The organism is Flavobacterium sp. CF108 (assembly GCF_900129795.1).
In the GTDB taxonomy this organism is placed as follows: Bacteria; Bacteroidota; Bacteroidia; order Flavobacteriales; family Flavobacteriaceae; genus Flavobacterium.
The window spans coordinates 116,858-129,968 of the sequence record NZ_FQWW01000009.1 but is presented as its reverse complement, the minus strand read 5'-3'; the positions used below and the strand labels follow the sequence as shown (position 1 = coordinate 129,968).

The window sequence follows — 13,111 nt, the reverse complement described above, 5'->3', positions numbered from 1 at the left end:
TTACTAAAAGATTTATAAAAAACAAAAGCCGCAAAGATATTTCTTTACGGCTTAGTTTCTCAGGGGGATACATTAGATTATGCCAGGATCAGCTGCATAACTAATATTGTATCTATTACATGAATAGATGTTTGCAGCCCATTACATACACTTTGATATAGAAAATCCGGATTCTTCTACTCAAAGCTTTTGTTTATCTCGGAGAAAAAAGCTGGGCGGTTCTTTTTGGTAATTTGATCCAAATTGTTTAATGCTTATATATTATTTATTACTGCCTATTTCTTTTTTTAATCTATTGGCCTGACTCTCTCTCACGATCTTATATTCGTTGTCAAGCCTCTTATATTCTGCCTTTATTAGGTCGCAAATGATGCCTACACGATCCCCTCGAATCGATTTGCGAATGTAGTCGTAAGAAAAACCATGTTTTTCTTTAATAATCTTTAACACATCTTGATTGTAACTTGGCTTAGATTTTATATTTTTGCTCATTGCTTAATTTGTATTAAAAGTAAGACAAATATAGTAAGATATTTCTTAAGAACGAATATAAATTAGATTATTTCTATAAATAAAAATGAAGCATTATGGCAGAAAATACTATAAATAGGATCAAACAGTATTTAGATTACAAAGGTGTTAGAGTGGGTGCCTTTGAAAAAGTGGTGGGTATGTCTAACGGTTCTTTTGCGAGCCAGTTAAAACATAATAAAACGATAGGTGTAGATAAGTTAGAGAATATCTTAAAAAAATATACAGATATTGATGTAGAATGGCTTTTAACCGGCGAGGGTGATATGATTAAACTGAATGTCCTGCGCGAAACAGGTGAGGTTTATAAAAAGACGGAAAAGGTTACAGAACATGAAATTAACTACAAAGATCTGGCTGAAGCTAGAAAGGAAACAATTGAAAGCCTGAAAAAGATTATTCAGCATCAGGATGAACAAATTGCCGCTTTGAAACAAAACAAGTAGTATTGTGAAGTACTTATAAAGGAAAAAGTGAGATTTCTAATCGTTACCAGCGATATGAAATCTCACTTTCTTGTTCCAAAAAAATTGACAAAATTTACAAGTTTCCTTGCGGAAGACTATATTCTAAAAGAAAAAATTATTCCTTGCAATTTTACTACTTATAAAAATTCTGGCAATACGTATTTATACCTGTTTTTGTTTTTTTCGAGGTTCAAAGAAGCAGAGGTTCAGAAGAGGCAAAGGTTTCTTTAATTGAAGTCGGATTTTTTTAACTCGATTATCTGCTGAATGTATTGTATTAGGTTTTCTCTTTCTATCGAAAATTGGGCATTTTCACTTTCTGTATGAAGGTATAAATCTGCAATAGCTTCGGCGTCCATATTTTTGTTTAGGTAATGGTCCTGGGCATATTGTATAAGATTTTCTAAAAAAAGTTCTTTTTGTCTTCCTTTTTCGAGCGTTTCTTCGTCGCCATTTTTTATTTTTTCAATTTCAGATTCCGGTAAATCAATAGTGAGGTATGTTATATCTACAGGAACTTTTGAAAGCATTTCCTGAGTAGTTTTTCCAGAACCATTGCAGTAGGCGCAAGGGGCCGGAACCCATTTTAATTGTTTGTTTAAACGCCTGATATCATCCCAGTCAACAAAACCTTTCCCAAGACATCTGGGACATTGTAAATTTGTTTTTTTAAATAGGAAATTGAAGATGGACATTTTCTAACAAATTATATTAACATTTCTTAGATTGCTAAGGTAATTATTTATGTAAGAAAATTATTTTGTATGCGGATTTTTTTTTGAAGTTTAAGCCTTGTAACTACTAAATGTGGCGATATGACTTTGTAATTACTTCAAACTCTGCATTAAAATAGACGTACTATTTAGCCTGAAAAGGTAACATATAAGAGCTTCTTACGATTCTGTTATTTTGTTTTACCGGAGTCCATTTCATTGCTTTAAGGGCTTTGGTAAATTTTTTTGTTAATTCAGGGCTTTTACTGTTTAAAACTTTAATGTCGCTTAAACGTCCGTTTTTTTGATTATAAATTGAGCAAAAACTTTTGAGAACCTTGTTGTTCGAGTATTTCTTTAGTGATTTTAATTTTCTTTTCAAGAAAAGCAAAAATGGCTTTTTCACCACCCGGATATTCAGGGTTTACTTCAACTTTTCCAACAATAAATACTTCTTTGTCATAATCAATTGCGACTTGATTTGCTTCGATTTTTTCATAGTTGTCAACTGTTTTGGTTTCTTCTCGATTAACTTCGCTTTCGGTTTGAGCGAATGAAATACTGGTGATTAGTATTGTGAATAGTAGGATGAGGTTTTTCATTTTTTTTGATTTGGGGTTCGTTTTTTGGTAATGCTAATGTAAGGATTTTGTATTTTTGTGGAAGGGTTTTGGAATTAAAAAAAGCTGCTAGAGTTTTTAGGTCTGCAGCTTTTGTGTATTTTTATTTTTTTAAGGTTATTTTGATTTTGTGTAGAAATTAAGGATTGGTATATCTACAACAAATGCAATACTTAGCCTTGAATAACTATTGCTATATGTGTTATCAGCGGCGGTTACTTTTCTTAATAATGGACCAATTTGATAACCAAGATTAACAGATAATGGTGATTTTGGGATACCAAACGAATAAAATATACCTGGAGAAATAATATCTTTTAGTTCTATTTTGGGCGCAGATTCTGTTACATCATCTTGAAAACGGAATGCTGTAATTGCCCCAATATCTATTATTGATAAAAAAAGCGTATGTGACCAATGTCCCTTATATTCCTTTAAACTAGATAATGGAAGAACTTTTTGCTTTCCATAGCTTATTGATATACCTATAGGAGCAGTTACACCATAAGTGCCTTTATAGCAATTATCTAATCCTTCAATTTTCTCGCCTCCATAAAATAAACCACAATAAGCATTAAGTGCTACATTAAACATAGTTTCACGTTTAATGCGGGCTGAACCCGTTGGTAAAGCAAATGCTTCAATTGCTTCTTCAACTTGCTGCGAATTTTTAGCTTGTGTTACCGTAGCCATGAAAGTACCATATTTGAAAAAAACTTCATATTTATCTTTGTATTTTATCTCATTAGTATCAATATATTTTTTCAAATTAGTTATTGATACTTCAAGTTCTTTTCTTAATCTTTCGAGTTCTTTTTTTTCCTTGTCTTCATTTTTTCCTTGAAGATCATTCATTACTATATCTTGCTTGTCAAAACTTTCTTTTAATACATTAGCTTTAGCCTGTAACTTTATTAATTCGGGATCATTTTTTTTATAAATTTCAGATGAGATATTAAATAATTCTGCAATATTTACTATGGCAGATGTATAGTTTTTTCTATTAACGTCAACTGCGGCATCAGCAGCAGTTTGTGCCATGTCAAAGTAACGGTTTGAGTCTTCTTTGAGCTTTATGTTAAGTTTAGGAAAATGCGGCAGTGTTTCAATTTTGACTGCTTTTTTCATTAAATCGAGTGTATTTGATATAATGCTATAATATTTTTCAAATTTTAGAGAGTCATTTTCAGTTACAGGCAGTTCATTAATCTTTATTTCTATGGTTTGGGTTTTTTGAACAATTTCTTTTATAAAAGTTCTATAGGAATTAATGTTATTGGGTAAACTCGCTGCAGAATTTATAATTTCATTTAAATTTTGAGTTTTCTTATCCGATTTTTCAAAAGTTATATTGTCTAATTGAGCTTGTTTAACAACCAATCCCAAATAAAGTTTTAATAAATTATCGTTTTGAAAAAGTTTCTTTATTTCCGAATAAGGAAGCCAATATACGTTTCCTCCATTTGAATTTCTAAATGATCGACTAAAAAGCTTTATGGTTTTAAAAGCAGCGCGGTAATTTTGATTAATCGAAACATCTGCCCAATCTTCATCTGGAAAATCTTCTACAATTATCCCAGGGTGTGTACCATTTTTTATTTGATCAGCCAGATAAAAGCTTGATAATAGTGAAGCTTTTAATTCTAAATGCTCATTAAAGAAATCTGGATTATTATCTATAATTGTTGGCAGGTTTTCAGGTAAATTCGATAAATCGGATTTAAAAGCTTCTCGTAAAGTTTGAATATAAGCTTTGAACATATAAATTTCTTTATCAATGACATTCAGAGATTTATAAGTTTGAGGAAAAACGGTTTGAATATTAGGGTTGTCATCTAATTCTTTTTTAAACTTTTCAAAAAAAGTAATACTCAATTCTTCTTTAGTACGTTTTACTATAAATCGGGCAAATCCATCTGCTAAGTTAGTAACATCAAGCCCTCCAACCATTGAGCTGATATTTGAGATATTTCCTAAGTAATTTCCTGCTTGTTGATTCTTATCTAATGATAATGTTTGAATTTTAAAGTTTTCACTATTCCAAGTTTTATTTATATATTCCTCTATATAGGTGTTTTCTTTATATTCTGCAAGTACATTATTTAGGTCAGAACCATCAATGTTTTTATTGGCATGTGTTGATAAAATGTCTATAACTAATTTTAAATTGGTTCCATCTTTGTATTTTTCCAGTAATAAAGCATCTTCCATAATGTTACCAGTAGCTTTTTCTTCTTCTTGAGATGTTTTAGTCAAAGAATCATCTTTTTTATCTTCTGAGCCTTTAACAGCATTGATAGTAAAGCCTTTAATTTTTTTGTCGTTATCGTAAAATGTAATTACTAGGGTGCCGGCTGCTAAATCTTTTTTTTGAATTAATGTGCTGGAAGTATTTTCTGAGGTTTTATTTAAAACAACTTTTTTCTCATTAAGGCTATTAACTTTATAATCTATATGGTATGTTGGGCTACTATTAGGAGGATATACTAATGTTATTTTTAAATCATCTGTAATGTTATGTTTTAGTACATAAGAATTGCCTTTACTATCTTTTCCAATTTTGATGGTTTGATCTTCAACGTCAAATTTGATTTCATTTTGTCCATAAATTTTTACTGATCCAAAAAATATGAGAAGTAAAAGAGAAATAAATGTGAATTTAATTTTCATGATAATGTGATGTTTAATTGGTTGAAAATGGTTGCTATAGGTATTGCATAAGTTAATTCACTATTTCCGCCCACTACTATCCCTATAACTCTGTTTTGTTCATCTAAAACTGCAGCTCCTGAATCGCCTCCAAAAGTGATTGATTTGCCTTCCTCATCAGATATTGCAATTAAATTATTGAGTTCCCAAGGTTCTTTTTTATTGTTTGAAATCTTATAATTTATTGTAGCACTGTTGTATAAAGAGCGAACTATACCTTTTTTAGAATTGCTCCTTTTATTGTAGCCATTTACCATTACTTTGATATTAGAATAGCGTTCTTCATAAGCAATCGTTCTAATAGTACTGATTTCACCAAACTCATTAACATTTGAAGTTGTAATGTTTGGGTCTATAGAAATTAAAGCGGCATCAATTTCATTGTTTCTGATTCCAAAATTTAGTTTGCCTATAACGACACCTTCATCTCCATGTGGGTGAATTATTTCGCCTGCTATTTGATAATCAAATTCTTGGTAGTTATGATTTTCATCAATTACAACATGATAGCAGGTTAAAACCATATTTTTTGATTTTCCATTTTTTGCCTTTACAACTAAGCCGAGAGTTCCGAAATTATCTTTTGTTTTATTATTTGCAATGTCACTTCCAGATTTAATACTATTGCTGAAAGTTGAAATAGGAGAAGAAACTACTACTTTTATATCTACTTTTCGTACGGTGTTGTTGGGTAAATAATAGGGTAGTGAGTTTGGAATAAGATGAGGGTTATTTGTTGTAACGACTTCAATATATTTTGAGTTATTGTTATGACCTATACCAACTGAAATTACATCTGGTATATTTTTTAAAATATCTCTATTTTCTTCAAATACTTTTTTAACAATATCAGCTTCAGTAATTGCAATCCATTCATCTAACTCTTTTAAAGTTTCTATTTTGTAAGTCTCTTTATCGCCTAATTTCTCCTTTAAATTCTTAGTATAAAATAGCATATCGAGTGTATCATGCCAAAATTTAGAACCTAAACTAATTAGTAAACCGCCAAAAATGCATCCGGAGATTTCATAAAAAGAACTTAGAGTTTTGGTCTCTTTATTGTCAGTAATATCTTTCCAACTCAAATATTTAAGAGGATCGTCATGCAATATTGTAAAAATATTGGCATGAATTAAAAAGGCAATGATTATATTAAGGGAAATATTCAATAGTAATATTCGCTGTTCACGTTCTTTCTCAAATACAGGATCATCTGTTTTAACAGAATAATCTTTTTCCCAGTTAAAAAAATACCAGAATAAAGTATTCCCTTTCTTGAAAAAATATAACTTAAACCAAGTTATAAATCGTTCTGATACCAGACTTAGTATAAAAAAAATAGTTGCGATTTGAATAGATTGCCCTAGCTTATCCATAATTGTTTTGATATTATTTTTTAACATTTGTTTAAGCAAGATTACCACATTTTCAAAAACCTACACCACGTATTTACACGGTATTTTATTACTAAAAAAAATAAAAAAACCCTCAACTAATTTAAGTTGAGGGTTTTGAATAATTTATTAAACAAAAAAGAAACTACTTCAAAAAACTATCTAATAAAATCTGGTATTTCCTCCCAACAGGAATAATTTCACCATTAGACATAGTAAGATTTTTAAACGTAACCGCCGAGATTTTGTTTACGTTTACAATAAAAGAGCGATGCACTTGAACAAAACTCGAGCTGTCAATTTCTGAGGCAATGCTCGAGAGCGAACCATAAACAATATGTGGTAAATTAAGCTTGGTACAGTAAAGTTTCATGTAGTTGCCAAGACTTTCGATATAAATAATATCACAAAGCGGCATATCGATTGTTTGTCCGTTTAGACGGTAAGAAAGGTTTTTTGCGCTGGTATTGTTTTCTTTTTTCAGACTGTTGCCGGAAAAATAGGTTTTAGCTTTTTCGATTGCTTTGGCAAATTTATCGGGCGAAATAGGTTTTAGCAAATAATCGATCGCATCGTTTTGGTAAGCCGAAAGTGCAAAATCAGAATAAGCTGTTGTGACAATCGTGAGCGGTCTATTAGGCTGGAGTTCCATTAATTCAACACCCGAAATTACAGGCATATTAATGTCCAGAAAAATAATATCATATTGGTTGGCATTAAGTAGTTTTAGGGCTTCCATGCCACTAAAAGCACTTCCGGAATGTTCCAGTTCCTCAAACTTTGAAATATGTGAGGCAAGCGCTTTATGCGCCGGCGATTCGTCGTCGACTATAAGACAGCGGTAGGTAAGTGCCATATACTTAATTTTACAACAAACATATTTTTCTCTTTTTCGCAGCTTAAATCATGTCTTAAGCGATAAACCTCTAAACGCCTTTTTAGATTTTCAATTCCAATTCTCGTTCCCGAAAGACGTGATCCGGATTCGAGATAATTGTTTTTAATGGTAAAAGTCAAATTTCGTGATTTTACTTTTAAATCTAATTCAATAAAAGGCATTGGAGTTTCGGCAGAAAATTTAACCGCATTTTCTACCAAAGGTAAAAAGAATAAAGGCGGAATCTCGATTTCATCAAAATCACCTTCAAAATTCTGAGTAATATTCAATCGATCATTTCTAAAAGAATAATATTCAATATATTTTTTAACGAAAGCAATTTCTTCTGCAACTAAAACATAATCCTTTTTAGTAGCCTCAATTTGATAACGCAGCAAATCCGAAAGATTCAGGATTCTGTCCGGAACTTTATCTGGTTCGGATAATGCTTCTCCATAAAGGTTATTCATGGCATTCAATAAAAAATGCGGATTGAGTTGTTGCTTTAAAAATGAAAGTTCAGACTTGAAATTCATAATATCCTTATCAGTATCCATGATTTTTTTAGTAATCACAACATGAATAAAATAAAAAAACATTCCGTTGATAAGCAGCGATAATATCTGCAGTGTTTTAAAATTTCCGAAACCAACTAAAGGAAAAAACCAATTAATGAAAAAGTAAAAAGAAGTCCAATACGTTAAAAACAGCAGAAAGAATATTTTGACCTTTTTTTTGAATAATAATCGTTTAATTATAAAAAGATTAAAAACAGTAATCCAGAGAATGCAGGGAAAATATCCTATTGCAATTTTAGTGATCATATAACAAAAGTCATGACCAGCTAAACGAAGTTCATCATACACACAGGCAAAAATTACCATTAGTATGAAGGTATGCACGATGAGGTTTCTGAGAAAGAAGTTTTGGTAAATTTTGAGGATTTTCATGAAGGCAAAAATAGTTTAATATTATAGTTCATAGCTATTTGAGGATAATATTTTATACAAACGCCATTCGTATAAATGATACGCCGTTGGTATAAATATCCTATTATAATAGGTAACTCTAAAGTATTTTTGACTTCGAATTTAATTATCCTCTAAAACCAAAAAAGACATGGATTTTATTTTGTCACAGTATTTTTTATTTCAAAAGGAATTTCAAAACAATGGAATTTCCGTAGAAACAAAATCAAATACTGAAAGTTTTTACTTAAATTTAAACACCTCAAATTTAAAAGGCGTTTATGAGCTGAATCAGCCGGAATTTAAATCCGCTGCTACCTACGATTATTGCTTTACGCCAGAATTAGAACATCTTATATCTTTTTCAACGAAATTAATCCCACAGTTTAAAAATTAAATTAATAATTATGGTTGTTGAAATTTTTAAAACAAACGTCTGCAAAGAATCAGACAAAAACTATGTAACTGCCGTTATCCAGACTCAGTTTCCGGATTATAAAATCAACTTTGACCTCGAAGACTGCGACAAAATATTGCGTGTAGAAGGCGTTGAATTGCATTGCGATAATATTATAGATTATGTTAATTGTCTTGGTTATACCTGTATTCGTTTAGATTAACATTTTATTAAACAAAACAGGTAGAAATACGCAGCTGAATATATCAGTTTATAAATAGTTTTGTGTAATAATTCTAAAAATTAAACAAATAAAATGATAAGTTTCATACTTTCGGTTTTCGTTTTTCTTTTAAAACAGTTTTGTTAGCATACTGTTTGGTTTCTTGTAAATACTTTTTCCACTAGAGAAGGTTAATTCTATTTGGGCATTATTTTCTACATTTGTGCCTTATGAAAAAAGCTTTCCAACTCTTCGATTTTACCCAAAAGGTCAATTATAAAAATGAAATTTTAGCCGGATTTACTGTCGCTATGACAATGATTCCAGAATCTTTGTCGTTTGCAATTTTGGCAGGTTTTCCACCTTTGGTTGGCTTATACGCTGCTTTTATTGCCGGATTAGTTACGGCAGTTTTTGGCGGAAGACCCGGAATGATTTCGGGTGGAGCAGGAGCAACAGTAATCGTTTTGATTGCCTTAATGAAATCGCACGGAATAGAATATGTTTTTGCAGCCGTCGCACTTGGCGGTGTCGTGCAAATTTGTATCGGACTTTTCAAACTCGGAAAATTTATTCGTTTAGTGCCGCAGCCTGTTATGTTTGGTTTCGTAAACGGTTTGGCTGTTGTCATTTTTATGTCACAGTTAGAGCAGTTTAAAACTATGGTAAACGGTCAGGTTTCTTGGCTTCAGGGAACACCGCTCTATATTATGTTAGGTTTAGTTGCACTTACGGTTGCGATTGTTTTGGTTTTTCCTAAAATCACAAAAGCAGTTCCTGCATCTTTGGTTGCTATTATGATTGTTTTTGCTTTGGTAATTGTATTTAATATCGAAACCAAAACAGTCGAAGATATCGCATCGGTTCAAGGCGGATTTCCACCATTTCATATTCCGAATATTCCAATTTCTTTTGAAACTTTAAAAATAATATTTCCGTATTCTGTTATTGTTGCGGCTGTTGGTTTGACTGAAGGTTTGCTTACGCTGAATTTAGTTGACGAAATTACCGGAACACGCGGAAACAGTAATCGAGAATGTATTGCACAGGGAAGTTCGAATATCTTAAACGGTTTTTTCTACGGAATGGGAGGCTGTCCAATGATCGCGCAGACTTTAGTGAATCTTGGTGCAGGTTCTAGAGCAAGGCTTTCGGGGATTATTGCATCTTTGACAATTTTAATAATCATACTTTTTGGAGCGCCTGTAATTGGGAAATTACCAATGGCGGCTTTAGTTGGTGTTATGATGATGGTAGCGATTACTACTTTTGAATGGGCAAGTTTTAGGATTATCAACAAAATGCCAAAACATGATATTTTCGTCGGAATCCTGGTTGCATTAATTACAATTGTATTGCATAATCTGGCTTTGGCGGTTTTAATTGGTGTGATTATCTCAGCTTTGGTTTTTGCCTGGGAAAGTGCCAAAAGAATTCGTGCGAGACATTTTATCGATGAAAACGGAATAAAACACTACGAGATTTACGGTCCGTTATTTTTTGGTTCTATAACTACTTTTATGGAAAAGTTTGATGTACAAAACGATCCAAATCACGTTATAATCGATTTTAAAGAAAGCAGGGTTTCAGATATGTCGGCAATTGAAGCATTGAACAATCTGACTAAAAAATATAAACAAGAAAATAAAACCATAGAATTACAGTATTTAAGCACAGACTGCCGACAATTACTTAAAAATGCCGATGCCGTTATTAATGTCAATGTAATTGAAGATCCTACGTACAAAGTAGTGTCTTAAATAATTGTGAATTGTTAATTATTGTTTGTGAATTAATTTTCTCGTCCTGATTTTCCGTAGAGACGCACAGCAGTGCGTCTTGCGCAACGTAACCACAATATTTGATATACCTGACGTAGACGCACAGCAGTGCGTCTCTACAGATATGCGTTGTGTAAAAATTATTTCATTTTCTAATTACTAAATTTTCTAATGATTGTCAGGCTGAGCGAAGTCGAAGCCCACGTGCCAATTGGAACGCCCTTCGACTTCGCTCAGGGTGACAATCGGTTGGTAATACAATTAATTATGAAAGATGGCAATTCAAATATTCCAGTTTTCTGTAGAGACGCAGAGCAGTGCGTCTCACGCAACGTAACCACAATATTTGATATACTTGACGTAGACGCACTGCTGTGCGTCTCTACAGATATGCATTGTGTTTATCATTTTCTAATTACCAAATTATCTAATTTGTTTGATTTTCGTAACTTTGCCAAATGAAACTAACAGAAACTCTTGAAGATTTTTACACGATAAAAGTAAACGGAATGCCCGAGAATCTTAAAAAAGAAATCGGACACTTTAATGTTTTTAAATTGGATGATTTTGTTGGAAGCATCTGTAAACCATTTCCGTATACTCGAAAAGACTTTTATAAAATCAGTTTGATCATCGGAAAAAACAAAGTGCATTATGCTGATAAGATTTCGGTTATTGAAGATCAGGCTTTGTTTTTTGCTAATCCGCAGATTCCATATAACTGGGAGCAGGTTGATGAAAACCAAACTGGATTTTTCTGCATTTTTACAGACGCTTTTTTTAGCCAATACGGTAATTTAAAAGAATATCCATTATTTCAGCCGGGCGGAAATCCAATTGTTCCTATTTCTATGGAATTGGCAGAATCTTTAAAAACGGTTTATTTAAGGATGTTTGACGAAATCAATTCTGATTATGCATTTAAATATGATGTACTCCGAAATTTGGTTTTCGAAATTATTCATCTTGCACTCAAAACCCAAACGGTAACTACCTCATTATATAGTAAATCAAACGCGACAATCCGAATTTCTTCATTGTTTTTAGAATTACTGGAACGCCAGTTTCCGATTGAATCGATTACGCAGCAAGTTAATTTTCGCTCGCCTTCAGAATATGCAAGTCAGCTAAATGTGCATGTTAATCATTTAAATAAAGCTTTAAAAGAAACCACCGGAAAAACAACATCACAGATTATTTCAGAAAGAATTGTTCAGGAAGCGATGATTCTGCTCAAACAAACCAATTGGAATATTAATGAAATTGCATGGTGTTTAGGCTTCGAAGAATTGTCTCATTTTATCAATTTCTTCAAAAAAAATGTTCAGGTTTCTCCTAAAAACTATCGTTTAGCCGAAATTGTTTGATTTTCGTAACTTCTTGCTTGATTACTTTAATTTTCCAGAAGCACTTCACTAATACCTTTGTCCTGTAATTAAAACGTAAAAAATTAAAATCATGGGACATAACAAAGTTTGGTTTATCACAGGTGCTTCAAAAGGACTTGGATTAGAATTAGCTAAAAAATTATTGACAGAAGGTTTCAAAGTTGCTGCAACATCAAGAAGTCAAGAAGCTTTAGTAAAAGTATTAGGAAATTCATCTGAAAATTTTCTTCCACTGGAAATGGATTTAGTTAATGAGAAAAGTGTAAAAAATGCAATTGAATTAGCGGTCAGCCATTTTAAAACAATTGATGTTTTAGTAAACAATGCAGGTTATGGTTTATTAGGAACATTAGAAGAATTGACGGATGCAGAATCAAGAAAAAATTACGAAGTAAATGTTTTCGGATTACTGAATGTGATCAGAAATACAATGCCGTATATGCGTGCTGCGAGATCAGGACACATTTTTAATATTTCTTCTGTTGGAGGTTATTATGGAGAATTTCCGGGCTGGGGAATTTACTGCTCTACAAAGTTCGCTGTTGCTGGTTTAACAGAATCATTATCTGCAGAAATTAAGCCTTTTGGAGTTCACGCTACTATCGTTTATCCGGGCTATTTTAGAACAGATTTCTTAAAAGACAGTTCATTATTATTGCCAGAAAATCCAATTGCAGAATACAAAAACGTAAGAGAATCTGAAAGTGCTCACAAAGACGATATCAACGGAAATCAGCCCGGAGATCCTGTAAAATTAGCAGAAGCATTAATTAAAGCAAGTCAGGATCAAAACCCGCCGTTACATTTGTTTTTAGGAGAGGATGCATACAATATGGCAAATCAAAAAATAGCAAGTGTTCAGGGTGAATTGGAACAATGGAAATCAGTTTCTGTTTCAACGGGGTTCTAATTTGACAATGAGAGAATGTGCCAATTTGAAAATTAGATAATTTTTGAATTAGTTAATTCTGAGGTTAGATTGTTGTAATGATTTCTAATTTCAATTGTCTCCAGATTTATCTGGAGGGATAAATAAAGCCTTT

13 protein-coding genes are annotated in these 13,111 nt (G+C 32.1%); 6 read left to right on the top strand and 7 right to left on the bottom strand.

Annotation, left to right across the window (positions count from 1 at the left end; translation table 11 throughout):
* Positions 1-261: 261 nt before the first annotated feature.
* The gene (locus BUE10_RS21390) at positions 262-492 is read right to left on the bottom strand and encodes a hypothetical protein (RefSeq protein ID WP_073488851.1); all 231 of its coding nucleotides are present in this window, start codon (positions 490-492) and stop codon (positions 262-264) included.
* Positions 493-587: 95 nt separating this feature from the next.
* Between BUE10_RS21390 and BUE10_RS21385 the strand changes: the two genes are divergently transcribed.
* On the top strand, positions 588-977 hold the full coding sequence (locus BUE10_RS21385; RefSeq protein ID WP_073488849.1) for a hypothetical protein: 390 nt from the start codon (positions 588-590) through the stop codon (positions 975-977).
* A 248-nt stretch (positions 978-1,225) separates the two neighbouring features.
* Here the strand turns inward: BUE10_RS21385 and BUE10_RS21380 are convergent, their stop codons facing one another.
* From BUE10_RS21380 to BUE10_RS21350, 6 genes are all read right to left on the bottom strand, one after another.
* Positions 1,226-1,693, bottom strand: a complete 468-nt coding sequence (locus tag BUE10_RS21380) for a hypothetical protein (protein ID WP_073488848.1) — start codon at positions 1,691-1,693, stop codon at positions 1,226-1,228.
* Between the two features lie 326 nt (positions 1,694-2,019).
* A complete protein-coding gene (locus tag BUE10_RS23950) occupies positions 2,020-2,313 on the bottom strand; it encodes a hypothetical protein (protein ID WP_073488844.1) in 294 nt (97 codons plus the stop codon).
* Positions 2,314-2,448: 135 nt separating this feature from the next.
* The gene (locus BUE10_RS21365) at positions 2,449-5,001 is read right to left on the bottom strand and encodes a hypothetical protein (protein WP_073488842.1); all 2,553 of its coding nucleotides are present in this window, start codon (positions 4,999-5,001) and stop codon (positions 2,449-2,451) included.
* The gene (locus BUE10_RS21360; protein ID WP_073488840.1) at positions 4,998-6,443 is read right to left on the bottom strand and encodes a trypsin-like peptidase domain-containing protein; all 1,446 of its coding nucleotides are present in this window, start codon (positions 6,441-6,443) and stop codon (positions 4,998-5,000) included. The genes BUE10_RS21365 and BUE10_RS21360 overlap by 4 nt, the downstream gene beginning before the upstream one ends.
* 136 nt (positions 6,444-6,579) lie before the next feature.
* The gene (locus BUE10_RS21355; protein ID WP_073488838.1) at positions 6,580-7,290 is read right to left on the bottom strand and encodes a LytR/AlgR family response regulator transcription factor; all 711 of its coding nucleotides are present in this window, start codon (positions 7,288-7,290) and stop codon (positions 6,580-6,582) included.
* Complete coding sequence (locus BUE10_RS21350) at positions 7,263-8,261, bottom strand: sensor histidine kinase (protein WP_073488836.1); 999 nt, start codon at positions 8,259-8,261, stop codon at positions 7,263-7,265. Before BUE10_RS21350 ends, BUE10_RS21355 begins: the two co-directional genes overlap by 28 nt.
* A gap of 169 nt (positions 8,262-8,430) precedes the next feature.
* Between BUE10_RS21350 and BUE10_RS21345 the strand changes: the two genes are divergently transcribed.
* From BUE10_RS21345 to BUE10_RS21320, 5 genes are all read left to right on the top strand, one after another.
* Entirely contained in the window at positions 8,431-8,676 is a 246-nt protein-coding gene (locus tag BUE10_RS21345) for a hypothetical protein (protein WP_073488834.1), read from the top strand.
* 10 nt (positions 8,677-8,686) lie between these two features.
* A complete protein-coding gene (locus tag BUE10_RS21340; RefSeq protein WP_053472125.1) occupies positions 8,687-8,899 on the top strand; it encodes a hypothetical protein in 213 nt (70 codons plus the stop codon).
* A gap of 230 nt (positions 8,900-9,129) precedes the next feature.
* Entirely contained in the window at positions 9,130-10,659 is a 1,530-nt protein-coding gene (locus BUE10_RS21335; protein WP_073488832.1) for a SulP family inorganic anion transporter, read from the top strand.
* 479 nt (positions 10,660-11,138) lie between these two features.
* Positions 11,139-12,047, top strand: coding sequence for a helix-turn-helix domain-containing protein (locus tag BUE10_RS21325; RefSeq protein ID WP_073488828.1), 909 nt, complete (start codon positions 11,139-11,141; stop codon positions 12,045-12,047).
* A gap of 91 nt (positions 12,048-12,138) precedes the next feature.
* Positions 12,139-12,978: an oxidoreductase gene (locus BUE10_RS21320; RefSeq protein ID WP_073488827.1), complete on the top strand. Its 840-nt coding sequence runs from the start codon at positions 12,139-12,141 to the stop codon at positions 12,976-12,978.
* The last annotated feature ends 133 nt before the right edge of the window (positions 12,979-13,111 follow it).